The organism is Methanoculleus sediminis (assembly GCF_001017125.1).
Taxonomy (GTDB): domain Archaea; phylum Halobacteriota; class Methanomicrobia; order Methanomicrobiales; family Methanoculleaceae; genus Methanoculleus; species Methanoculleus sediminis.
In genome coordinates this window covers 36,065-59,431 of the sequence record NZ_JXOJ01000003.1, presented here as the reverse complement: position 1 = coordinate 59,431, position 23,367 = coordinate 36,065, and the positions used below count along the sequence as shown (strand labels likewise).

Genomic DNA, 23,367 nt, shown 5'->3' with positions numbered 1-23,367 from the left:
ACAACAGCAGCGGCAGGATCCCATCGCGGCCATCCAGAACGGTGATATGCACGGACGGCGTACCGGATGTTGTTTCTGGACGAAAGCCGTAAGGCGAGGTGAACCATGGACGGCACGGCGGAGATCGTTTCAGCGGCACTGGGCCTCTCGTTCGAACTCCTGGTCCGGACGGTCCCGATCGTCGTCGCCGGCGTCCTGATCGCCGAAATCCTGATTGCTCTCCGGATCACCGACCGGATCGCGAGCGTCGCTTACCCGGTCACGACGTTCTCTCACCTCCCCCGGGAGTGCGGAGCGAGTTTTCTCCTGGCGTTCGTCTCGCCGCAGGCGGCGGACGCGATGCTCGTCGACTACCACCACAGGGGGATGATCGGGAGGAGCGAGCTCGTCGTCGCGGCGCTCATCAACTCCTTTCCGTCCGTCGTGATGCACTGGCGCTACCTCATCCCGGTCTATGTGCCGCTGCTCGGGGTCTTCGGCCTGATCTACTTCGGCATCCTGATGGGGATCGGGTTTCTCAAGACCGGGATCGTCATGGTGGCCGGGAGAGTGTTCCTTCCCGGGGTTCCGGCGTCCGGGCCGCCGGAGAAACCTCCCGGGCCGACCCCGCCCGTTCGCGAGGCCGTGCGAGCCTCTCTCGGGCCGACCGTGAAGACCCTCCGCCGTATCCTCGGCATCATGATCCCGACGATCGTCGTCGTGGCGTTTCTGGTCGAGGCGGGCGTCTTCGACGCCGTCGCCGCGTACCTGGAGGGCGCAAGCCGGCTCTTCCCCATACCCCCCGAAGGGCTCGCCATCGTCGCCGCGAAGTTCGGATCGTACGTCGCCGCGGCAAGCCTCGCGTCCGGCCTCCTCGCAGCGGGCGAGCTGTCGGGCAGGGATATCGTCATCACGCTGCTCGTGGCGAACCTGCTCACCAGCGTCGTCACCTACCTGCGATGGCTCGGGTCGTTCTACGCCGCGATCTTCGGCCCGAAACTGGGCGCCAGGATCATGATCCTCTCCGTCGTTCTCCAGGACGGCCTCCTGCTGGCGGCGATCTTCCTGCTGGCCTGGTTCTGGTGAGAGAGAGGAGGCACGTCCCCGGACGGGAGCCTCCGCCCGCACCCGGGGCATACCGCGGAAGTGCCGCATCCCGGGCGGATATTCCGGTTTTGCCGCCTTCGTCGTTGTTTTCACCGGCGTACCCGTGAGGGGAAAATTTTTCATGAAGAAGGCATGAAGCCCGGGAACCATCGGAGGGAGATACAATGGCAGAAACAAGTCTCACCGCTGAAGCGGGAAAACAGGATGTCGTCATCTCGCGGGAGTTCGATGCCCCGCGGGACCTCGTGTTCAGGGCATGCACGGACCCGGAGCTGGTATCGCAGTGGTGGGGGCCGGAGAGCGTCACGACCACGGTCGAGAAGATGGACGCGAGGCCCGGCGGGATGTGGCGCGTCACCCAGCGCGATGCCGAAGGAAACGAGTATGCCTTCCACGGCGTCTACCACGAGGTTACGCCCGAACGGATCGTCGACACCTTCGAGTACGAGGCCATGCCGGGCCACGTCCTGCTCGAGACGCAGACGCTCGAAGACCTCGGCGGCGGCAGGACGAGGCTGACCGACCACCTGATCTTCCAGTCGGTCGAGGACCGCGACGGGATGCTCGAGGCGGGATCGCAGGAAGAGATGCTCGACCCCATGGAACGCCTTGCCGGACTCCTGCAGTCGCTGAAACAGGAGGCGCCGGCGCGATAAGTGCGGAGCAGCCGGTCTCAGCCAGACGGATTTTCACGCGGGGGTCCTGCCGCAGGACTCCGCTGCCGGGCGGCCGCCCGGGGAGGGGATCTCCGGCAACCCCGCCGGGGTATTCGCCGATGGGTTAATAACCACCCGGCCGTCATAGGGGCGCCTGCAGGGTGAGTAACCATGGAAGAAGCAGAGCAGATCAGGCCGGAGATCCTCATCGAGCGCGTCTTCGACGCTCCGCGCGAACTCGTCTGGAAGGCATGGACAGAGCCCGGGTATGTCAGGCGCTGGTGGGGGGCGAAGGGCTTCACCGAGCCGGTCGTCAGGATCGACCTCCGCGTGGGAGGCAGGTACCTGTTTGGCATGCGATCGCCCGAAGGCCGGGATTTCTGGAGCACGGGTGAGTACCGCGAGATCGCCCCCGCGGAACGGCTCGTCTTCACCGACTCGTTCTCGGACGCGGAAGGCAACGTGGTCCCGGCCTCGTACTACGGGATGACCGGGGACTGGCCGCTGGAACTGGTGGCGACGGTGACGTTCGAGGACGCCGACGGCGGGACAAAACTGACCATACGGGAGCCCGGCGTCCCGGCGGACGAGGACCGCGATATGGCCGTAGTCGGTTGGAACGAGTCCCTCGACAAGCTTGCAGAAGTCCTGAAGGAACGTTCGAGGGGAAACATCGGCGCCTGAAGACCCGGCGTGGCCGGTAGCGGTTATTCCCATGGCCGACGTCCTGATCGTTCTCGTCCTGCTCGGTATCGCCGTCGCGGGGGCGGCGGTCGCGGTGCGCTACCGGAGCGTTATGCGTGCCGCCCGGGAACGTATCGAGAGGTCGGGGAGCCGGGTGGCCCGGACGGACTACGGAAGCATCGCATACGCCCGGGTGGGATCCGGGTATCCGGTGCTGGCCGTCCACGGCAACGCGGGCGGGTTCGACCAGGGACTGATGCTCGCCGGCCGGACCATCGACCCGCGGTTCCAGGTCATCACGCCCTCGAGGTTCGGCTACCCCGGCTCGCCCATGCCTTCGCGCGCGAGCGTCGCCATGCAGGCGGATGCCTTTGCCGCTCTGCTGGACGCCCTCTTCATCAGGGAGGCAGCCGTCGTCGGCTACTCGGCGGGGTCCGCATCGGCGCTCCAGTTCGCCGTTCGCCACCCGGAGCGCGTCCCGGCTCTCGTCCTCGTCGAGCCCGTCGCCCCGGGAAAGGGGCCGGTCATGCAAAAGCCCATCTTCACCGTCTTCTTCAAGAACAACTTCATCTACTGGGCAACGGTCACCTTTTTCCAGCCGATCGTGGGGGGAGCATGGGCCGGTGTCCCCCGGGGAAAGCGGCTCACCCCGGAAGACAAGGGCGACGTCAGGGCATTGCTCATGAGTCTCCTGCCGGTCAGCGCCCGGATAGACGGCAGTTTATTTGACATCTACGTCTCAACCCCCGGACTGCTCAACGACCAGGAGGGCAACGATTATCCGGTCGGCAGCATCAGGGCACCCACGCTGGTGGTCAGCGCCGTGGACGATCCGCTGGCTCTCCACGAGAATGCGCGTGCCCTTGCCGGGAAGATCCCGAACGCCCGCCTCCTTGCCGTGCCGGGGGGCGGTCACATGCTGCTCGGGCATGACGAAGACGTCAGGCAGGGGATCACGGAGTTCCTGCACGACAACGGCATTCCCGGTCGCACTCCACCCTGAAAGTGAATTGGTGAAACGATCATGGCAACGAAGATGGAAACAGCCCCGGGCCGCTACGCCCCCGTGAACAGTCTCTCGATCTACTACGAGGTCCACGGCACCGGCCGCCCGCTCGTGCTCCTTCATGGGGCGCTCACGACGATCGAGAGCTCGTTTGGGAGGATGCTCCCGTCGCGGGCCGCGAACCGCGGGCCTTCCGCGCTCCCGGCTCGCGGTCCTCCCCGGCACGACCCACATCACGCTCATCGACCGCACCGACCGGCTGCTAGAGATGATCGGGGAGTTCCTCGACGCGCCCGTGCCGGAGGGCGGGTAGCGTGAGCACCGGGCGGTCGCCCCCGGCGTTCTTCCTCCTCATCTTCCTTCTCTCCATCCCGTTCCTCATCTTTTCCGGAACGCCTCTCCCGGGACCGTTCAACCTCCCCGTGAGCGCCCTCATGCTCGTCTGTCCGGGCCTGGCGGCCGCGATCCTGGTCTTTCGGGAGGAGGGGGCTAGCGGTGTCGCGCGGCTGTTTGCACGGGTCGCCGACTTCCGAAAGATCCGTGCGCTCTGGTATCTTCCCATCCTCCTCCTGATGCCGGGCATCATGCTCCTCTCCTACGCCGTGATGCTCCTCTCCGGGCGGCCGCTCCCCGCCGGGCCTTTTGTTCCGTATCTCCTGATCCCGGTCTTCATCGTTCTCTTCTTCATCACCGCTGCGTTCGAGGAGACGGGCTGGATGGGCTACGCCGCCGACCCCCTGCAGGAGCGGCGCAGCGCTCTTTTCACCGCGCTCATCCTCGGGGTAGTCTGGGCGGCGTGGCACTCCATCCCCTGGCTCCTGCTCAATACCCCGGTCTGGGCGGCGGGGCAGGCCCTCTCGACGGTCGCGCTCCGGGTCCTGATCGTCTGGCTCTACAACAACACCGGCGGAAGCGTCTTTGCCGCGACCCTCTTCCACGGCATGATGAACGTTGCCGAATTCTCGTTCCCGAACTACGGTTCCCACTACGACCCGGTCGTCACCGGGGCGATCGCGGCGGCGATCGCGGTCGTCGTGACGTTCCTCTGGGGCCCGGAGACGCTTGCCCGGTGGAGGCGTGCTTACCGGTGACGAAGACCCGGGGGAGTTCGCCTTCCTCGGTCAGGCGGCCCGCGCACCCGGCGCTGCCGGATCACAGGCGATCCCCGCATCGGGAACCATTGCCGGGAGCCGCGTCCCGCTCATATGCCGGGGAGCGCCCGGATACGTTGCAGCAGCAAACCTGCACGTTTAATGAACTATAAACCAAAACCCTCACCATAACTGCACACGATCCTTCCCCATAGAGTGACCGTCCCATGGCCCCGACAGAGAACGACCGGCTCAGCGTATTCGTCATCGCACTCAGTGCGTTCATGGGGACGGCGGCAATGAGCAGCGTCAACATCGCCCTTCCCCTTATCATGCAGGAGTTCGATTCGACGCTGGGGGTGGTCTCCTGGGTGCTGAACGGGTACATGCTCGTCCTTGCCGGGTTCTGCGTCATCATCGGGAGGGGTGCGGATACCCGCGGCCTGAAACGCACCTTCCTCGAAGGCACTCTTCTTTTTTCGATCGGATCGCTCCTCTGCTTCCTTGCATGGGACATCCTGACCCTGATCATGGCCCGGGCCCTGCAGGCCCTCGGCGCCGCGATGTTCATCGCCGGCGGCCCGGCGCTGATCTCTGCCACCATCGCCGGGTCGGGCAGGGCGGTCGGGCAGTCGTGGGTCACCTCGGCCTCTCTCTTCGGGACCGCCGCCGGCATCGGGGCCGGAGGGGTCATCAGCGGCCTTGTCGGGTGGCGTCCCCTCTTCGTCATCATGATCGTCCTGGGTGTCGGCGTGTACCTGATCGGCAGGATATGCCTCGCCGGTCCGGCACCCCGGCCGGGGTCGGCGCCGTTCGATTATACCGGCTCGGTCCTGCTCTTCGGTACCCTGACCACGCTCCTTTCCGGCCTGTCGCTGGACTACCACCCGGGCGTTTCGGACACGATACCCCGGATCCTGTACGGGTCCGCGATCCTGTGCGCCGCCGCGTTCATCCTGAACGTTCGCCGGGTCGAGGACCCGGTCATCAGCCTCGCCCTCTTCCGCGACCGGCGTTTCTCCGCCGGGCTTGCCTCATCCTTCCTCATGTACATCATCTTCGGCGGCATCATGTTCCTTCTGCCGTTCGTTCTCATCATGGGCCTGCACCAGTCGGTGATTACCGCGGGCATCATCCTGATGACGGCCTCGGTTGCCGGGATACTCGTTGCGCCGGTTGCGGGATATCTCGCCGGCCGGTATGGTCCGCGGCCGGTCTGCATTGCGGCAGTGATTCTCACGGGCTGTACGCTCTTTGGCTTCGTCGAGGTTCTGCACGGTTCCCTCCTGCACGGGATCGTTCTCATCGCACTCTTTCGCATCGCCCTTGCCCTCTATTATGCCCCGGCCACGACCCTCATCCTCGACAGCTGCCCGAAAGACCGGGTGGGAAGCGGGTCGGGGATCCTGCTGACCGGCCGGTATGCGGCGTACACGATCGGGATCGCTCTCTTTCTCCTGGTCTTCGAATCCGTTGTCTACGGTGCGGGCCTGCCGGATGACGGCAGCGATATCATCCCGCGGCTTACCCCGGCACTCATGAGGAGCGGTTACGCTGCCACGTTCCTGTTTGCCGCTGCCCTCACCGTTCCGGCACTGATCTGCAGTTATTTTGCGCACGGCCGACGAAGCGAGACGCAGGATCCGGGGCCGGTGCCGGCGGATGATCGAACCTGCGATCCCGGTTTCTGATCGGGTCTCTCTATCAGGCGACAGTTCTGCACCATACAAGCAGTATGAGCATTCATCTCCAGGATTGACTCACCTGGCATGCTGATGCATGGCAGGTGAGTACCGGGACGGCGGAAATTGGGGGAGGTTATGATTATATAATAGATCTCCCCAGCAACCTCCCCTGCCCCTCGGAGGGGTTCGCTATGACAAAAATAATCTCATTGCTATTCTGCTCCGTAGCGCTCGTGATAGTATCCTGCACCCTTATTGCCACAACAGTAGATGCAACAGACATTATTGGGCAAAATTCATCCGACGAACCTCAAACGGAAGACCCGGGCTACTCCACCATCCCGCGTGACCCGGGTGACAACGCCACCCGCTCGCTCCCATCGATATCGGGCGACCGGGTTTTCTGGTGGGAATATACCGAAGGTCCTGGGAGTGACAACAACAGGTTCGATCTGGCCGTATACAACCTGACGACAGGTCGGAAGTTTAAATTAAAGGAGAACGTGTTCAATCCTCAGCGTGTGGAAGCATCGGGGAACTACGCTGTCTGGGTAGACTACTGCATGGATACGCCAGTTACAGATTGTAAAGCCGTTCCAGGCCTAACCCTGCTGAACCTCACAAGCAATGAAGAGAAAGCGTTCACCGACACCATCCCGACCGGGGATACGTGGGCACACGGAGTCATCGGTGAGCCCCCGGGCATCAGCGGAGACTATGTGGTCTGGCACGGGATCGATCGAGATTCCAACAGTTCGAACATATACCTGTACAACATCGCTACCGATTCAGTGACACAGATCACGCACTATTCGGATTCTTCTCCGGTAAGCGGTTGTCCAAAGATCTCCGGGGAGCGGGTTATCTGGTGGGAAAAGTCCGATCCGGCTGACGCCGACAACCTGATCTATGACCTTCACAGTTACGACATTTCGAGCAACACCTCCTCCGAACTGACCCACTACGGGATTTACCGTCCGCAGTTTCTCCGTATGTCAAACGACGTAATAATATGGGGGACGATGCAGGGGGACGAGTATGCGCTCTACGGGCACAATGCTTCTTCCGGCAGAGAGACCGTCCTCCAATCGTCATCGGATCCCCTGTTAGGTTGTTCCATATCCGGCGGATCGATCGTTACGGAGCGCTTATCCTTGAATCTCTCGTCCGGCGAATACATGACGGAGATCTATCTTGACAACATGAGCGCAAGAGGTACAACGTTGATGACCGGTCCGGCAGATCTCTATTGGACCGATATGGACGAAAGCACTGTCGTCTGGGAGTCCTATCCTGATATCGCTCATTATAACACAACCATCGTCAGGCCGGCACCCCGGGTTTTTTACGACCTTATGCCGCAGATTACGTTGAACATCGAATCGGTGCCAAGCGGAGCAACCGTGTCGTTGGATAACAAGGTACTGGGGCAAACTCCGTTCATAAAAACGCTCAGTGAAAAGGGATCCTACGAACTGGGTTTAAGCCTGGAAGGTTATCCACCCTATAACCAGACCATCGATGTGCAGGAATCCATGACGGTCAACGTAACCTGTGACGAGCATCAAATCTGGTCGTTGACAACTATTCCCGCCGAAACGTCACTTTTCCCCTTTTTTTGAGGGACATACCATACAAATTTTTGTGGATCCCGCACTTGAAAGCAAACAGCGGTAGCGAAATGACCGGAAGAGAATATGAGAACTGGATCGAAAGGATCTTCTGTCGGAGTTCTCTCTCCTATCCCGTATTATCGGTATCGGTGTCGGGTGCTCTCGCCATAATCTTCTTGATTCTGAGCGTAAATGTAAAATGGTTCCCTTTAAACCCGTGGACTCTCACAGAGCTCTTCTCAATGAGTATTCTGGTCGGCTTTCAGATCTTTGGTATTAACTATATCCTTAGCAGAGCGGAGCATGCGTTCTCAAAGGTCGTAGTTGCTTCTCAAAACAGTTGCGATCCGGGTCATATCCGCTCAACATTTAAGGAAGGGGTTGGGTCTGCAAAAGGCTATCTCATGACGGTTGTGCCGTTTATGGCTTTATTTATCCTGATCAAAGGTGTCGAATTGCTGCAAGGCCTCACTCATCTGTTTTATCTACAGGAGCCAACGATCTGGAGTGCTATTCTCGACTTCGTCAATCAAGCGGTTTCTTTCATCAATATCTTTTTACTGGCGACAATGGTCTGGATTTTACTGAATACTGTCCGGACTCTCATGACGCTCAGCAACACGGAGTATCGTCGCTCTCTAGCCCTGGATATATTGTGTATCGACAGGCTCGGGGGGTTGCAGCAGTTGAGGAATTATATCGTGACATCCCATGTGACGTATTCCATTGTAATAGCGTTCCTGGTTCTCTCATACGTCAACCCGTTCAGCATATTGTACGAGACCTATATTTTACTGGCGCTCTATGCTCTGAGTTTTTACTACGTTATTTCCAGCATAGGAAGTATCAGGAAAATTTTGAGGGGACACCTCGAAGATCAGATTGAGCGAATCAATGAGAAATACGGTCGTCAGCACCGGAAACTATTAGATCTTATATCGGAAGAAAATGAAAGCGATATCGAGCATGAAATCACGCGAATAAAAATCTCACTGGACACCCTGTACACGGAGAGAGAAAGATTGCTCTCCCTTTACTATCAGAGTAAAGGGTACAACCCAAAAACTGTCGTTCAATTTATAAGTTCTTTCATCCTTCCGATAATTGCGATTTTTGAAAAGATATATCTTGCAGTTGATGTCCTCTTCCCCAAGTAGAACGCACAGCTTCGGGAATCTCCGGCATATGATAAAAACGGTCGAAAAGCAACTCCTCCGCGTGATCACGCATCTCCACGAATCGGCGGAAAACAGCTCGGGCAGGTGATATAGATACATCGCACGGACATCCCTTATCCGTCATCGCGACCCGCAATACCATACCCCCAGAGAGACCGCTCGAATACATCCCCTCCATCGAAATCCATACCGGATTCCGCCACGAGAGCACCTGGAACGCCATCGATGATCCTCGAACCATTCAGCCCGGAAAAGCACTCCATTCGAGAGGTTGCCGCCCTCATCTACGATACCGGGCCGGTGTATTTCCCCCTCGTCTTCGGCAGAGATCGCACACCAGCCCTCCGAAAAATTGCAAAACTGGTCCTGGCGGGCGGCAACGCCTTCGGGCGCGAGAACATCGCCTGCGCCGTCCGGGCAGGCAGGGTCGTCGGTGTCCTGGTCATGCAGACCCCGGATGCTCCCGGACTCCGGGAGGAGTTGTTCGCCGTCGCCCGTGCGGCCGGCCTCGCCACCGCCGTCAGGTTCCTTCTCGCCGAGTGGCTGATCTTCGCGCCGGACTACCTGATGAAAGAGCCGGAACCCGGATACTACATCTCAAGCCTCTCGGTCGTTTCGACAGAGCGGGGCAGCGGGATCGGCACGGCTCTGCTCGAAGACGCCGTCCGGAAGGTCCGGTCCCGCGGGGGCAAAACGATAACCCTGAACGTCATCGCCCCCAATCCGGCAGCGGTGCGACTGTATGAGAGAGCAGGGTTTCGCATCGTATCCATCCACAGGGCGTGGGTGCCGCATCGGACTCTCGGCGTCCTGACCATGGTCTGCGATACAACGACGGATCCGTAGAGCCTGCCGGGAACGGTTCGATAACCAGATGTCTTTTGAAAACAGAGAGAAACCACATGGAACCGACCGAGCACGAGATCTACCCGATGATGCTCTTTCCCACCTTCGAGGTCCGGGATATCGAGGCGTCCGTGGAGTGGTACACCCGGATTCTCGGATTCTCCCTCGTCTACCGGATGCAGGACCCCGGGGGGCGAACGCACCTCGCGCATCTCCGGCGGCTGAAGCACCAGGATATCCTCCTCGTGCCCCGCCGTGACGATCGCACCGAACCGTGCTCCGGCGTCGCCGTCACGCTCGCGTTCTCCGCCGGGGCGGTCGACCGGATCCCCGAACTTAACGCCTTTGCCGAACGGATAGCAGATGCCGGGGCCGTCATCGAAGGCCCGGTCGACCGGCCCTGGAACACCCGCGACGTCGTGGTGCGCGACCCCGACGGCTACCGCCTGGTCTTCACTACGCCGGACTTCGCCCGCATGCGGGACTTCGAGGCGACGATGCGGGCTGTCCGGGAGGATCTCGCAAAGTAGGTGTTCAGGACGGAACGATTCGGTGGACGCGCCCCGTCTTCCCGGCCGGCCCCCGGCTCTTCGAGGTCAGGACGTAGAGTTCGTGCTCCGCGTCCTCTCCGAACGCGAGGACGTAAGACCCGACTGTCCGGCTTCCGGCCACCTCGACCCCGGCAAATTCCCACATCCCCCCGGGGGTCCCGGGCGGTGTCGCGGCGAAGATGATCCCGTCGCCGTCGGCACCCGCCCGGTTCCACTCTGCAAAGACGTAGCGCCCGAAAAGACCGGGAATTGCGCTGCCGCGGTAAACGTAGCCGCCGATGACGACCTGCCCGATCCCGCCGGGCTGGCCGGCGTTCGGGTACTCGACGATCGCGTCGACCAGGGGCTCGCCGCGCCGGCCGGTTCGGGGCACGTCCTGCGGCGACTCGCGGGGGTTTTCGGGGTCGAAGGCGTGGTTGCCCTCCCGGAGGTTCCAGCCGTGGTTGCCGCCCGGGACGATGATCTTCACCGACTCCCAGAGGTACTGCCCGGCGTCGGCGGCGAAGAGGCGGTGCCCGCCTCCGGCATCGAAGGCCGTCCGCCACGGGTTGCGGAGCCCGTAGGCGTAGATCTCGTCCCGCCCCTCTCTTCCGACGAAGGGGTTGTCTTCCGGGATCCCGTAGGGCCCGGGGCCGTCGACGTCGATCCGCAGGATGCTCCCGAGCAGCGTGGTGATATCCTGCCCGTTTCCCCCCGGCGGGTGGCCTCTTCCGACGTCGCGGGCGCCGCCGCCGTCGCCGAGCGGGATGTAGAGACAGCCGTCGGGGCCGAAAGCGATCGAGCCGCCGTTATGGTTCGCCTGCGGCTGGTCGACCTCCAGGATCACCCGCTCCGAACCGGGATCCGCCCGGTCGGGGGTGGAGACGGCAAACTCCGATATCCGGCTCGTATGGTCCCAGCCCTCCGGCGCCCCGGCCCGGAGCGGGGCGCTGTAGTAGACGAAGAACCTGCCGTTCTCCGCGAACCGCGGGTGAAACGCGAGACCGAGGAGCCCGCGTTCGTCGTAGCCGGTGCGGAGGTCGACGACCCGGTCGGTGATATCGAGGAACGGCTCACTGGCGCCGATGACCCGGACGGTGCCGGGGAGGTCCGCGACGAAGAGGCGTCCGGTCCCGTCGCCGGGAGACGCGAGCGCAACGGGCATGGTGAATCCATCGGCGACCGGCTCAAGACCCACGCGTTCCGGAGCAGCCGTTCCGGGCTTTTCGCGATTGATAATCTCACCTCTATCGAGGATGGATCGGATAGAATTACTTAAAGGTACCCGGCCGGTACCAGGACCCGGGGCAAAAAGAGAGGATCAGAAGTACGTCCCGCCCTTCTCGAAGGCTTCCCGCCGCTCGCGTGCCATCTGCGATAGCCGCTCCTCCACCTCCGGGGTGCCGAGGATGTACCCCTTCCAGAGGTCGGTGTAGGGTTCTTCGGGCACGACGATGATCCCCCTGTGCTCCGCGACCCTATCAAGGATGAGCGACGCCGCTTTATCGGCGGGATACGCGTCGTCGGGGATCCGCAGTTCGCCGCGGGCCTGCCCGTCGATACCCTTGTTGAAGATCGGGGTCGCGATATTTGCCGGGCAGATCGTCGAGAAGTAGAGTCCCTTCTCCGCATACTCGTACTTCAGGCACTCGGTGAGGCCGGTGACGCCGTACTTCGTCAGGGAGTAGAGCGCCTGGAACGGGGGCGGGACGATGCCCGCTATCGAACTGGTGTTCACGACATGCCCGAACCCCTGTTTGAGCATGATCGGCACGGCGGCATGGACACCGTAGACGACGCTCCAGATGTTGGTGTCGATGATCGCCTTCCAGTCGTCGAGGGTGGCCATCTCGAACGGGATGGTTCCCCCGACGCCCGCGTTGTTGAAGAGGAAGTCCAGCCTGCCCGCCTCCGCTGCCGTATCCTCGATACCCTTCTGCACCTGCTCCTGCTTCGTCACGTCCATAACGAGCGGGCGTGCCCGATCCCCGTATGCGGAGAGCCGGGCGACGGCCTCGGCAACCTTCTCCCGGCTGCGGCCGGCCATGTAGACGGTTGCTCCCCTCTTTAAGAGTTCTTCGCTGATCGCATACCCGATCCCGGAGTTCGCGCCGGTGACGAGGCAGACTTTGCCCGTATAGTAATCGACCATAATCCCTACCTGCCCTTATTCGATGACCCTTGCGCCCATCGCACGGAGGATGGCCCTTCCCTCGACCATTACCGACTGCGTCACCCGTTTTATCGGCAGGGCCGCGAGGCTGTTGACGATGTAGTACTGGGCCGGACTCTGCATCGGAGTCAGCTCGGTCCACTTCAGGCTGCCTTTTCCGACCTGCGCCGTCTCCACCTCCATGCCCTGGGGGTAGAGGACGAACTGGGAGAGTTCCGCTCCCGGAGCGCCGACTTTCGGGATGTACCGCCACCCGAGGGTGTTCATGGTGAGGAACTGCGACTTCAGGGCATCGAGATCCCGCCCGGTTATCGATCCCGTGGCCTCGAAGTCCATGTTGAGGAAGGTGTTCCCCTCGTAGCTGACGGTCGTGGCGTAGTTGGGCCGGACGATGTGCAGGTCTTCGATATCCGCATAGATCTTCGGGATGCCGGTCTGCTCCCGCCCGCCGAGGATGGGTGCGGTCTTGTTCTCCCAGACCACCAGCGTGTAGGCGCCGTCGAGCTCGTCCTTCTTGCCGTGGAACCGGACCGGCGCCGCCACGTTGATCAGGTTGTACTGGCCGCCGTGCATCCAGTTGATCTCGGTGAATTTGTTGAACGCGACCTGCACCTCGGGGGCCAGGAGTTCGAATCCCTCCGGAATGTAGTTCTCAAGAAGGTCTCTCTCGGTTTCGTAACTGACGGAGAGGCCGGTTGCCTTCTGCGTGACCAGGGTTTCCGGGTCGAATTTGCCGCCCCCGAAATGGACCGGCATCAGGTATGTAAAATCGTCTTGCGGTCGGAACATAACGTTCTCCAATCAATTGCATGCTATCCCATTAGGCATATACCTTTTGAATCTTGTTCCTCCTGCGCCTGATCTGGAAAATGCGTGTTTTTACATCGTTATAACCCGAAATGCGGAAAATTTTCATGATTTGAAATGGGGCTGCCGAATCGGCGTAATACTATAACAGAGAGAAGAGAACGCAGATCGGGGGCGAGTCGCGCCTGCAATGCGACAGAGGCTCAACGGGAGCGGAAATACATATCTATAAATAAATGCCGAATGCAGATCAGAGTATTTACCCGATTAACGCTATTTAGCCATCTGTCGCTGGATAGAACCAGGGAGGTACAATTATGGGACATATCAGCCAGCCGGAAGGAAAGACCGGGGCGATTACGAGAGCGGAGTCCGACCTTTCCCTCGAAGTCGTCATCCTGCTCGTCTACGGGGTATTCATGCTCCTGTTCGGCCTGGTCCTCTTCAGAATTCATACGGGCGAACTCCCGTACGCCCCGGACAGCACCTACGGGCTTTTCCTCGTCATCATCTCGTTTCAGGTGATCACGATGGGAAAGACCCCGTTCGGCGATCTCCGGCGCTCGTGGGCGGCCATACTCATCGGGGTGTGCACTGCGGTTATCGGGATGGCCGCCTGCTTCATTCCCGGACTGCTGGCCGAACCGGTCCGCATCCTCGTCGGATTACTCCTCTTTGCCGGGGGGATCGCTCTTCTCGCGCAGTTGTTCCTCTCCGAAGATAAGGCCCGGCTGTGGCTGAAGATCCCCGGCGTACTCCGGCACCTGACGATCGCCTGCATCATCGTATACGTGTTCTCGATAATCCTCGGTCTCGTCACGCTCCTTCCCGGGATCACGACCGACCCACAGACTGCAGTCCTCCTCATCGTCTACGGCATCGGCTTCTTCTACCTCTCCTGGGGCATCCAGAAGGCTGCCCGGACGTATCCTCCCGGAGAAAACCCGGCATGACAACAGACGACCTTCACGCAAAAGACGGGTTCGGATTCTTCAGGGAGGCCTCCCTCCCCCTCTCGATTGCCCTGGTCATCCCGGTCGGAGTGCTGCTGGTGCTCCTCGGGCTGCTGCTCGTTCCGGTGAACCTGGGGACGCTCCCGTTCTCCCCGGACGGCCAGCTCGGCCTGCTGCTCGTCATCATGGCCATCCAGATGCTGGCCCTGGGGGAGACCCCGATGGGCCAGTACAGACGTTCGTGGCTGCTGATCGTCATCGGGATCGTCTTCGCCGCCATGGGGATCTTCTCCTGCATCGTTCCGGGCATCCTGACCGGCGTGATCCAGCTCCTTCTTGCGACCCTCAACATCGCCGGGGGAGCGATACTCCTTACGAAGCGGTTCCTCCCGATGCTGCAGGGTGCCGCCGAACCGGCGGCTTCTCTCCCGCCCATCCTCAAACGGCTCCTGGTCACCCTGACGGTCTTAAACGTCGTGGCGATCGCGTTCGGTATCAGCATGCTGCTGCCGGGCCTCGTCCCGGGCATGATCATTGCGGGAATCGTCGTGATCAACGGCCTGCTCCTCTTCGTCCTGGCATCCATCCTTCTGAAGCTGGGGTGAAGAAACCGGGGTTACGACACCCTTTTTTCCCAAAAGGCCCTCCCGAAACGTCCCGGTTCGCGTTATCGCCGTGATTAATGGAGGGAGAAAAGCAGAAAGTATAAGCCTGATGTGGATATTGAAATTATCCGGGCAGATCAAAGACGGCTTAATGCGCCGCAGACCGGGTTGAACCCCGGAAGAGCCAGTATCCGGGCGATATTGAGAATAATTTGAGTGCCCCTGCCGAAGTTGGCGATACCATGACTGCAACCGAACAGTATGTAAAAGGGGCCCTGGTGGAGACGGATATCGGGAAGAGACCTACCGACGCGGAGGGATCTCCCGTATGCGGAGCCAGGATGGACGCTTCGCGGGCCTATGCCGGCATCCCCGCGCTGCTCCAAAAAGTCATCGATGATGATGACACCGCCGCCTGGGCGGAGATTACGGAGAAGATCGACTACATCTACACGCATATCGGTTACGCCCTGGACAGCCTCGACCGGGAGACCGGTTTCATCGCCGGGGTAGAGTCGCAGGTGCGATCCGGCAAGAAACTCCTCTTCAAGCCCAACCTGGTCGGACCGCAGGTGATCGATCCCGGGACGCACGGTGAAGACCTCGGCGCCCCCGTCTGCACCGACTGGTCGGTGATAGCCGCCCTGATGCGGTGGTTCCACGACAACCTCGGCATCGACTACCACCGGATGGCTCTCGGGGAAGCGTCGACATCTTCGCTTCTCCTCGAGAGCGCCTTCAGCCGGCAGGCCGGGCGGACCATCACCTCCGAGGCGATCTTCGAGGGGCGGAGCGGGGACTTCTACGGCGGCTGGGGCTTCTACTTCGTTCGCCGCTACCTCGCGGATCGCCACCCTCCCTCCCATACCGACGACCCCATGAGAGGGTACGAGGAGAGCGTGGCCGGCAGGTACCTCCCGCCGGGCAGGGCGGGGGACCGGCTGATGGTTTACGACCTGAACAAGCTCGGCGACGACCCGTCGCGGGGGAGGACGGTCGGCGTTCCCGGAGGGGCGAACTTCCCGGAGATCACCCTCCATAAGGCGATCGTGGGCGGCGACGCCGACGATCGCGGGGACTATCCCGGCTGCGTCCTGGTCAACGTCCCGAAACTGAAGATCCACGCCCAGGACCTCATCACCAACGCGATAAAGAACCTGGGTATCGGCCTTTACCCGACGCAGTGCCCCTCGGGCGCATCCCACGGGCGGACCTCGTGGAAGTACGCGCTGCCCCCCTCCGCGACGCCGAGTTTCAAGGCGAAACTGCCGCATATGCCCTGGGTCGTCGAGATGGATACCGCCGCCAACCTGCCGGTGAAGGACGGGAACGGAGCATACGCCGCGACGAAGACCGCAGGGATGCCGGGAACCCAGGCCGACGTCATCAGGGCGGTGCAGAACCAGGGGGTCTTCATGGTGCACGTCTCCGATGCTATCGACATGATCAACCTCAACCACAACCCCGAGGGCATCGCCGTCAGAATCCCCGAGGGCTACATCTGGGCGTCTCTCGACTGTGTTGCGATGGATCATCTCTGCTCGCGGTACTGCTTCAAGACCGTTCCCATGGCCGAAGGGCTGAGGCTCAAAGAAGAGAACGGCTGGGTCACGGAGTTCGTCCGTCACGTTCCGGTGGCGGCCATCGAAGGGCAGAATATCGTGACCGCAGAAGGGCTCGACTCGCCCCTTTTCCGGTACAACCTCTACCGGTATGCCGAAGAGCGGGGGGTGGGCCGGCAGCAGTACTACGTCACCGGGTGGGACGGCACCACCGGGACGCCGCTCGCGTCGCTCGCCGGCCACCCGGGGAGGATCGAGGGCGCGGCCTTCGTCGAACTCATGACAACGACGATGTACTACAACCCCTCCTGCATGCTTTGGGACATGCAGAAGACGCTCCTGAGCTACGCAGAGGCGCACGATCGCCTGACCGGCTCCTCGCTCGTCGGGCAGTTCATGGAGGGGTTCGATGAGAACCGCGACGGCGTCATCGATTACGACGAGAACGGACGAAAGGGATTCTGGACGCCGGGGTTCAGCATCCTGTCCCATGCGCTGGACCTCCAGATGGCCGGGGATTACGGTATGCTCGAAGGGGATTTCTACCGGACGGCGAACTACTCCCTGAAGCATACCGATCCGCGATGGAACCCCCGGGGCCACGATTTCGCACGCGAGTATATGCTGGTCTGGATCGCGACGAGGGCCTACGAGATGTCGAAGGCCGGGACGGTGAGCGACGACCCCTTCGTGCCGGGGATGAAGTGGGGGAAGGGCATGTGGCCGGGCTGGAGCCTCGCGACCCGGCACCTGCTCTCCGGGTTCGTATACGGCGGAATGTCCCCCGACCTGGTCAGCCCCGGTTCTCTTTACGGGACGGCGTTCAGGTACGCCGATAAGACCCTGAACAACGGCGGATACACCGGAAGCGTCGATCAGGCGGTCTCCGACCCCCGTGCCGTCGCTCTATACATCGAGGCCGCCTCAAACGGTGCGGCCCCCCTGGACTTCACCCTCTACGTGCCCGCGGGGTTCGGGCGTCTCGCGGGTATGAAGATCCCCAACGTAGAAGAGACGGACGATCCGGGCAGGATCTTCACCGCCCGTTTCGCCGGGGGCCGCGAAGTCTGGTAAGAAGGGTGTGGGCGGCCATATATCCGCCCGGCCCCGCCAGGGGCTGCATAGCCCGCGGGCGCAGATCCCGTGACCCCCGATCAAGGGCCCCTCTCCTCCTCCATCCTCTTCGCCTTCATCTCCTTCGCCCGGCCGATGAGGTACTCCAGTTCGACGAGTCCCCCGGCGCTCCCGCAGGCACCCCTCCTGCACGCCTCGTCGTGCAGCCTCCAGCACTCCTGCTCGATGCGCTTGAGGTCGTCCATCGAATAGAGATGGTATCGGGCAAGGATCTCCCCATGTTCACGGACGAACGCGGCGATCTCCTCGAGGAGAGCCATTCGATCCGTTCCTGCCCTCTGCTCCGGCGATCCTGCCGTGCACCGGCCTGCCCCGGAAGTGGTGCGCTCCATACTACGCCCTCACCGCACGAGGAGTTATCCTTTCCGGAACGACGGCAGCCTGCTTCACCGGCAGGATTGCGGGCCGGAACCGGTCATTCCCGGCTGATCCGCGAGAAGATATCCTTCACGCTTCCCGAAACGATGAAGGCGACGCCCCGCACCCAGACCGTGAAGAAATCCAGGGCAACGGATGCGAGCGACTGTTCGGGGAACATGCGGTTACGCACGTTCCGGAGCGAAAAGCACGCGAGCAGCATCCATACGGTTGCAACGAGCCCCTGGCCGACCATCGAGATCCAGAGCCCGAGGGTGGCGAAGACCAGCGCCATGCTGTAGCCGAGGATGCTCGTGAAGAGCGCCGAGAAGAAGTTCAGCACAGCGCCGCGCGACAGCACGTCGCGGAGCTGCGGCAGGAGCATGACCGCAAAGAGTATCGTGATGCCGGTTATTGCAAAGTCCTGCCAGGTCGTTTTGATCACGCCGTCCCGTGCACGCGCGGTGCAGCCTGGAGATATCGACCTATGAACATATCAGTCCATCCGATCCGCGGCCGGGTGCGCGGCGTTTCCCCAGCCCGATCAGAGCACCGCCGTCTTCAGGTAGTCGTTCTCCGCGGCGATCGCCCTCTCCCGCCACTCGACGGGGATCCTCGCATACTTCTCATCGAATCCCGGCGAGACGAACAGCCCGGTGCCGCCGTTCTCAAGCGTCCAGACCTCCTGTCCCGGCGTGAACGTGCCGTCGATCTCGTTCTCCACCGCGTGGTGGACGATCGCGTCGATCTTCTTTACCACCGACGCGGCGACGAGGTTCGGGGCGAGGTAGGACTGGTCGGTGTCCTCGCCGATGAGGTAGACGTCACCGGTCTCCCGGGCGGCATCCACGATCCCGGTGTTTCCGGAGCCCGCGATCATCAGGATGACGTCGACATCATCCGCACGGAGTTCCCGGGCGAGGTCACCCGCACGCTCCGGCATCCCGAATCCCTCGAAACTCTCGCCGACATACGCCACCGTGACGGTCACGGAGGGATCACGGGCTTTCGCCCCCGCCCGGAACCCTTCGACGAACGGATCGATGACCGCAACCGGCGCACCGGCAACCGCTCCGATCCGCCCGGTTTCGGTCATATCCGCCGCCATCACGCCCGCGAGGTAGGACGCCCCGTAGGGAACCATCACGACGTCGCAGGCGTTCGCAAGACCGAAGTCCGCCTGCTCGAGGGTGAAGAACCGGATGTCGGGGTTCTTCTCCGCCCACGCCCGGGAGGCGTCGGTGAACTGGAACCCCTCGGTGATCACGAGGCCGGGCTTCTCGGTGAAGTTTCGTTCCGAGAAGACGGCGTCGAGGAGGGCGAGATCGTCGTAGGAGAACTCCCGTTTGGTGAAATCGAACGACTCCTGCGCCCGGAAGAGGCCGCGGTACGCGGAGTCGGCGAACGACCGGTCGCCCTTCGCCAGCGGGTAGGCCATCCAGATCACCGGCTCATCGCCGGTGCCTGCGGCCGGGTCGCAGGAGAGGCCGGGCAGGGCCGCCGACACGTCCGCGGAAGGCACCGGGGTGCCCTCCGAGAACGCTCCGCCTTCGACCGTCCAGCGGGCGTAGTAGCCGACGATCGGGCCTGCCGAGGGGGTTTCTGAGAACCGGAGGGGGCCCGAGGCGCCGGTGATGGCCGGGTGCTTGCCCGCCCGGATCATCGACGCGGCTTCGCCCGCCTCCTGGGGGTCCCAGCCTTTGGCGGTGCCGTCGCCGGAGACGACCCACCGGAGGGATTCGGCGAGCGGCTCCGTCGGGGCCGCCTCCTGCCGTGCCGCGGTGTAGACGGCGAGGAGGAGGGCGTCGTAGGTCTGTGCGGCAAACGGCGGCGGCGCTTCGCCGAAGATCTCCTCGTAGGCGACGGCGTAGCCGGTCGAGGGGTCGGGGGAGAGCGACGTCCCCCGGATGCCGTCCGCCCGTTCGCCCAGGTTCGCGAGCAGGTAGGGCGAGCGGCCGGCATCGGTCAGGAAGAGGCCGGCGGTCGAGCCCGCCGCGGCGAGAGCATCGGCAAGGCCTGCCGCCTCCTCCGGGCTCACGGCAGCGACGACCGTCCCGGTCTCTTCTTCGCCGATCCGTTCGGCAATCACTGTGAAGTTCTCCGATGCCCCCACGGATACCGCTCCGGCGATCCGGATCCCGTTCATCGCGGCCGCCGCCGGGGCAAGCCGTGCAAACGTCTCCCCGTAGGGTGTGTTCGCCGTGACGAGCGAGACGGTTTCGACGCCGTCTTCGCGGAGGAGCCGGAAGACTGCCTCCACCTGCCGGCCGTCGGCGGGGCAGGTTCTCCAGAAGAGGTCGTTCTCTTTGAACTCGGCCGTGACGAGTCCCGTCGTGACGCTCGGGGAGATGAGGAGCTTGCCCCGTCCGGTGACGACGGGAGCGACCCGTGCGAGTTCCGCGCTCGTTGCGGGGCCGATGATGATGTCGATATCGGCGCGTCCGGCGAGTTCCTCCGCGTATGCAGAGATGTTGCCGGTGCTCGTGTCCCGGTAGACGAGCTCGATCGTGCGGCCGCCCTGCCGGGTCATCGCATCCGCCGCCCACTCGAGTCCCTCCACGGAATGCACGGCAGACGGGCCGCTTGCAGGCAGCAGGACGCCGATACGGACGGGGCCGGGATCGGCCGCCGCGATGCATCCGGCGGAGCAGATTGCGAGGATACCGATACAGAGGAGCGCAAAAGTCAGAACGGGGCCGGGGCCTGGGAACGGGGATCGTGGATTCATGGCAGTGTCCGGGCGCCTGCGATCGGCGATTGATCGTACTTTGCCGATAGTTCAGATATGGTTTTTTATTCGTTTCCGGCGACGAATACGGCGGGATCCTGACGAATACCGTTCAATGGCGTACTGCCGGGCCGTCTCCCGGGAACCGCCGGCGAATCCGGCACGTCCGGGGCGGTCTGCCGCACCCGGGTGCTCCGGGTCTTCTGCAGCGTAACCCGGAAAGCCCGGCGCCCTGCCCGGTCAGGCAGCGGAACGCCGACGCAGTACCATCGGGGTGCGCGGGATATATATCCTGAAAATGACAGGGATGGCCATGAAAAAGATCGCCATCAACGCGCTCGTCGACATCGGATGCCTGATCACGTTCATTCCCTCGGTCATCTCGGGACTCGTGCTCTATCTTGTCCTGCCTTCCGGAGGAGGACCCGGCAGCGGGTGGGACTTGTTCCTCGACATCCCCCGCAACCAGTGGGTTGCCATGCACGACAACTCAAGCCTCGTGTTTGCCGCCCTGGTAATCGTCCACCTGCTCCTGCACTGGAAGTTCTTCCGGCATATCGGCAGGCACCTTACCCGGAATAAAACAGGCGATGCACAACCGCCGGGCGACCGATAACGTGAAGGGGCGGCCTACCGGCCTTCGCCCAGGGCCTTCACCATCGTGTAGTAGTCCAGCCTTTTCCCGTTTCGGACGGGGATGTAATCCTCGCATTCCGTCGCGTACCCGAGCAGGTCATAGAACCGTTTCGACGGCAGCGAAGCGGAGAGATCGACTCTCCCGATGCCGCGGCGGATCGCCTCGCTCTCCAGGGCATGCATCAGGAGGGCGCCGTATCCCCTGCGCTGGCGGGAAGGGTGCACGAAGACCCGTTTGATCGTCGTGCCGAGCAGGGTTCCGGTGCCGGCGATCCGGCCGCCGGGCTCGATGACGAAGGTGCAGCCCCGGGTTGCATCCTCGAGGATTTCCTCCTTCGTGTGATATGCAAGGAAGAAATCGATTGCCTCCCGCGGGTAGCTTTCCGCGTACGAAACCTCTATCGTCTCGACGACGAGCCTGCTCACGCCCTCCAGATCTCCGGGGCAGAACCTCCGGAGCGGAATATCTTCCATGATCCTCGCGAGAGAGATAGCGCTTCTTGCGGGATAATCGTTCCGGGGCAGCCGCTCACGTCATTCCCCGGACCGGGTCATCGACGCGAGCCAGGCATGGTGTCCTTCGGCCTGGATACTGTTCTCGAAGACCGCCGGCCGGATGGAGTTGATCCGCCACCCGTCCCGGAAAGCATCCCGCAACTCTCCCTTCGCGATCCTCCTCGGCAGAGGGTATTCGCCGGGGTTCCGGTCGCTGAAGCAGAGCATGAAGTATCGCCCGCCGGGCGCGAGAACGGCCGCGAGGTTCTCCACGAAGACCGGCCGGTCTTCGTCGGAGAGGGTATGAAAAAACCCGGAGTCGATGACGGTGTCGAACTTCCTGTCGAGCCCGGAGAGGTCCAGTGCGTCATGGACGAGAAAACGCGCCGGGAGTCCCCTTCCGGCCGCCTTCTCCTCTGCCTTCCTGATCGCAAGAGCGGCGGTGTCGATCCCGAGCACCTCATGCCCTTCCTCTGCAAAAAAGAGGACATGGTCCCCCGTTCCGCATCCCACGTCCAGGACGGAGCCGGCAACCTCTCCCGCCCGGGCGAGCTCGACGAACGCCTTCTGGGGCCGGCCGATCTCCCAGGGTGGCGTGCCGTGGTAGACCGAGTCGAAGATATCCATATGTTATATTGATCGGGAACGATTTAACCGGTTCCGCAGGATGCGAACGGGTGGCAAACCGGATAACCGTTCCGGGTGCACGAACCATACGGTCCGGCCGCAACCGGGGGAGCGGATCTCACGGTCCATCGCAACCCGGGGAACAATCGGACCCTTATCCCTTCCCCTCAACCCCGGGAAATTTCGGGCACCCGGTGACGCAGAGGCTGCACCGGATCGTTGCCGTCCGGGCGACGAGCGGCGCAAGCGGGGCAACACTCCTGATCAGGAACTGCCGCCGGAGCAGCCACTTCACGGCCGGGACGACCGGGGGCGGCACCCATGCACGCACGGTCCGGCACCGGAACGCATCGACGCCGTCCGGGCCGATCGCCCCTTCCGGGCATGCCCGGATGCAGGCTCCGCACCCGGTGCAGAGCGGCGCACCGCTATTTCTGTACCCGGGTTCCTGAACCGGGGAGCCGGCCACAACACCGGCGAGGAGCAGCCGCGGGCCGAAGCGGGGCGTGAGGAGAACGGTATTCTTCCCAATCTCCCCGAGCCCCCCGGCCGCTGCAATATGCTTCAGCCGGACGACCCCCTGCACCCTCCCGTCGACAACCCGGACAGGCAGGTAGAGCGGGACGGGGCGGGCCGGGATCTGCTCCGCATCCAGGCGGCCGGCGAGCCGTCCGGCAGCGTCGTCCAGGCTCTCTGCAATCCGGAGCATCTCCCGGGTCTTCTCCTTTTGCGGCATCCGGTACACCGGGACCGGGACTTCTTTCCCGAAGACGATCACGGACCGGGCGGGCGGGAAGAACTCCAGCACCGATGCCCTGTCGGCATCGGGGATATCCTCGACGGCAACCCAGGAGAAGACGTCGATTCCCTCATCTCCAAAGAACGTCGCAAGATCCATCCCGGCACTTCCTGGAG

Annotated in this window: 25 protein-coding genes; 16 read left to right on the top strand and 9 right to left on the bottom strand. The window is 62.5% G+C overall.

Annotated features, from left to right (window positions below; genetic code table 11):
• Positions 1-105: 105 nt before the first annotated feature.
• The 12 genes from SZ63_RS07820 to SZ63_RS07775 all read left to right on the top strand — a co-directional run bounded on the left by SZ63_RS07820 (position 106) and on the right by SZ63_RS07775 (position 10,375).
• The gene (locus tag SZ63_RS07820; protein ID WP_048183971.1) at positions 106-1,065 is read left to right on the top strand and encodes a nucleoside recognition protein; all 960 of its coding nucleotides are present in this window, start codon (positions 106-108) and stop codon (positions 1,063-1,065) included.
• A gap of 185 nt (positions 1,066-1,250) precedes the next feature.
• Entirely contained in the window at positions 1,251-1,742 is a 492-nt protein-coding gene (locus SZ63_RS07815) for an SRPBCC family protein (RefSeq protein WP_048183968.1), read from the top strand.
• A gap of 171 nt (positions 1,743-1,913) precedes the next feature.
• Complete coding sequence (locus tag SZ63_RS07810) at positions 1,914-2,426, top strand: SRPBCC family protein (protein ID WP_048183965.1); 513 nt, start codon at positions 1,914-1,916, stop codon at positions 2,424-2,426.
• A 31-nt stretch (positions 2,427-2,457) separates the two neighbouring features.
• Positions 2,458-3,429, top strand: a complete 972-nt coding sequence (locus SZ63_RS07805) for an alpha/beta fold hydrolase (RefSeq protein WP_048183962.1) — start codon at positions 2,458-2,460, stop codon at positions 3,427-3,429.
• A gap of 154 nt (positions 3,430-3,583) precedes the next feature.
• A complete protein-coding gene (locus SZ63_RS12975; protein ID WP_156168441.1) occupies positions 3,584-3,745 on the top strand; it encodes a hypothetical protein in 162 nt (53 codons plus the stop codon).
• A gap of 1 nt (position 3,746) precedes the next feature.
• The gene (locus SZ63_RS07800) at positions 3,747-4,523 is read left to right on the top strand and encodes a CPBP family intramembrane glutamic endopeptidase (protein ID WP_048183959.1); all 777 of its coding nucleotides are present in this window, start codon (positions 3,747-3,749) and stop codon (positions 4,521-4,523) included.
• Positions 4,510-4,686 (top strand): hypothetical protein, encoded by a 177-nt coding sequence (locus SZ63_RS12970; RefSeq protein ID WP_156168439.1) that lies wholly within the window; start codon positions 4,510-4,512, stop codon positions 4,684-4,686. The genes SZ63_RS07800 and SZ63_RS12970 overlap by 14 nt, the downstream gene beginning before the upstream one ends.
• Before the next feature lie 64 nt (positions 4,687-4,750).
• The gene (locus SZ63_RS07795; protein WP_048183956.1) at positions 4,751-6,214 is read left to right on the top strand and encodes an MFS transporter; all 1,464 of its coding nucleotides are present in this window, start codon (positions 4,751-4,753) and stop codon (positions 6,212-6,214) included.
• A 95-nt stretch (positions 6,215-6,309) separates the two neighbouring features.
• Positions 6,310-7,830 carry a PEGA domain-containing protein gene (locus SZ63_RS07790; protein ID WP_156168437.1) on the top strand — a complete coding sequence of 507 codons (1,521 nt, stop codon included), beginning with the start codon at positions 6,310-6,312 and terminating at the stop codon, positions 7,828-7,830.
• A gap of 59 nt (positions 7,831-7,889) precedes the next feature.
• A complete protein-coding gene (locus tag SZ63_RS07785; protein WP_156168435.1) occupies positions 7,890-8,978 on the top strand; it encodes a hypothetical protein in 1,089 nt (362 codons plus the stop codon).
• 246 nt (positions 8,979-9,224) lie between these two features.
• On the top strand, positions 9,225-9,845 hold the full coding sequence (locus SZ63_RS12440; RefSeq protein ID WP_052959102.1) for a GNAT family N-acetyltransferase: 621 nt from the start codon (positions 9,225-9,227) through the stop codon (positions 9,843-9,845).
• Positions 9,846-9,901: 56 nt separating this feature from the next.
• Complete coding sequence (locus SZ63_RS07775; protein WP_052959101.1) at positions 9,902-10,375, top strand: VOC family protein; 474 nt, start codon at positions 9,902-9,904, stop codon at positions 10,373-10,375.
• A 4-nt stretch (positions 10,376-10,379) separates the two neighbouring features.
• Here the strand turns inward: SZ63_RS07775 and SZ63_RS07770 are convergent, their stop codons facing one another.
• The 3 genes from SZ63_RS07770 to SZ63_RS07760 form a co-directional block, all read right to left on the bottom strand.
• Positions 10,380-11,540 (bottom strand): PQQ-dependent sugar dehydrogenase, encoded by a 1,161-nt coding sequence (locus SZ63_RS07770; protein ID WP_048184204.1) that lies wholly within the window; start codon positions 11,538-11,540, stop codon positions 10,380-10,382.
• Positions 11,541-11,696: 156 nt separating this feature from the next.
• Entirely contained in the window at positions 11,697-12,527 is an 831-nt protein-coding gene (locus tag SZ63_RS07765; protein WP_048183947.1) for an SDR family oxidoreductase, read from the bottom strand.
• A gap of 15 nt (positions 12,528-12,542) precedes the next feature.
• Entirely contained in the window at positions 12,543-13,304 is a 762-nt protein-coding gene (locus tag SZ63_RS07760; RefSeq protein WP_241481287.1) for an acetoacetate decarboxylase family protein, read from the bottom strand.
• A gap of 368 nt (positions 13,305-13,672) precedes the next feature.
• Here SZ63_RS07760 and SZ63_RS07755 point away from each other — a divergent pair, with 368 nt between their 5' ends.
• The 3 genes from SZ63_RS07755 (at position 13,673) to SZ63_RS07745 (ending at position 17,549) form a co-directional block, all read left to right on the top strand.
• Positions 13,673-14,308 carry a hypothetical protein gene (locus SZ63_RS07755; protein WP_048183931.1) on the top strand — a complete coding sequence of 212 codons (636 nt, stop codon included), beginning with the start codon at positions 13,673-13,675 and terminating at the stop codon, positions 14,306-14,308.
• Positions 14,305-14,913 carry a hypothetical protein gene (locus tag SZ63_RS07750; RefSeq protein ID WP_048183928.1) on the top strand — a complete coding sequence of 203 codons (609 nt, stop codon included), beginning with the start codon at positions 14,305-14,307 and terminating at the stop codon, positions 14,911-14,913. Before SZ63_RS07755 ends, SZ63_RS07750 begins: the two co-directional genes overlap by 4 nt.
• A gap of 242 nt (positions 14,914-15,155) precedes the next feature.
• Positions 15,156-17,549, top strand: coding sequence for a DUF362 domain-containing protein (locus tag SZ63_RS07745; RefSeq protein ID WP_162199199.1), 2,394 nt, complete (start codon positions 15,156-15,158; stop codon positions 17,547-17,549).
• 80 nt (positions 17,550-17,629) lie between these two features.
• Here the strand turns inward: SZ63_RS07745 and SZ63_RS07740 are convergent, their stop codons facing one another.
• The 3 genes from SZ63_RS07740 to SZ63_RS12435 all read right to left on the bottom strand — a co-directional run bounded on the left by SZ63_RS07740 (position 17,630) and on the right by SZ63_RS12435 (position 20,694).
• Complete coding sequence (locus SZ63_RS07740; protein WP_048183925.1) at positions 17,630-17,941, bottom strand: hypothetical protein; 312 nt, start codon at positions 17,939-17,941, stop codon at positions 17,630-17,632.
• 83 nt (positions 17,942-18,024) lie between these two features.
• Entirely contained in the window at positions 18,025-18,411 is a 387-nt protein-coding gene (locus SZ63_RS07735; protein ID WP_048183924.1) for a hypothetical protein, read from the bottom strand.
• A 99-nt stretch (positions 18,412-18,510) separates the two neighbouring features.
• A complete protein-coding gene (locus SZ63_RS12435) occupies positions 18,511-20,694 on the bottom strand; it encodes a BMP family ABC transporter substrate-binding protein (protein WP_052959100.1) in 2,184 nt (727 codons plus the stop codon).
• Positions 20,695-21,007: 313 nt separating this feature from the next.
• Here SZ63_RS12435 and SZ63_RS07725 point away from each other — a divergent pair, with 313 nt between their 5' ends.
• On the top strand, positions 21,008-21,310 hold the full coding sequence (locus SZ63_RS07725) for a DUF4405 domain-containing protein (RefSeq protein ID WP_162199198.1): 303 nt from the start codon (positions 21,008-21,010) through the stop codon (positions 21,308-21,310).
• Positions 21,311-21,324: 14 nt separating this feature from the next.
• Here the strand turns inward: SZ63_RS07725 and SZ63_RS07720 are convergent, their stop codons facing one another.
• From SZ63_RS07720 to SZ63_RS12430, 3 genes are all read right to left on the bottom strand, one after another.
• Complete coding sequence (locus tag SZ63_RS07720) at positions 21,325-21,804, bottom strand: GNAT family N-acetyltransferase (protein ID WP_052959099.1); 480 nt, start codon at positions 21,802-21,804, stop codon at positions 21,325-21,327.
• Between the two features lie 60 nt (positions 21,805-21,864).
• Positions 21,865-22,452, bottom strand: coding sequence for a class I SAM-dependent methyltransferase (locus SZ63_RS07715; protein WP_048183919.1), 588 nt, complete (start codon positions 22,450-22,452; stop codon positions 21,865-21,867).
• Positions 22,453-22,606: 154 nt separating this feature from the next.
• Positions 22,607-23,350 (bottom strand): 4Fe-4S binding protein, encoded by a 744-nt coding sequence (locus SZ63_RS12430; RefSeq protein WP_052959098.1) that lies wholly within the window; start codon positions 23,348-23,350, stop codon positions 22,607-22,609.
• Positions 23,351-23,367 lie beyond the last annotated feature (17 nt).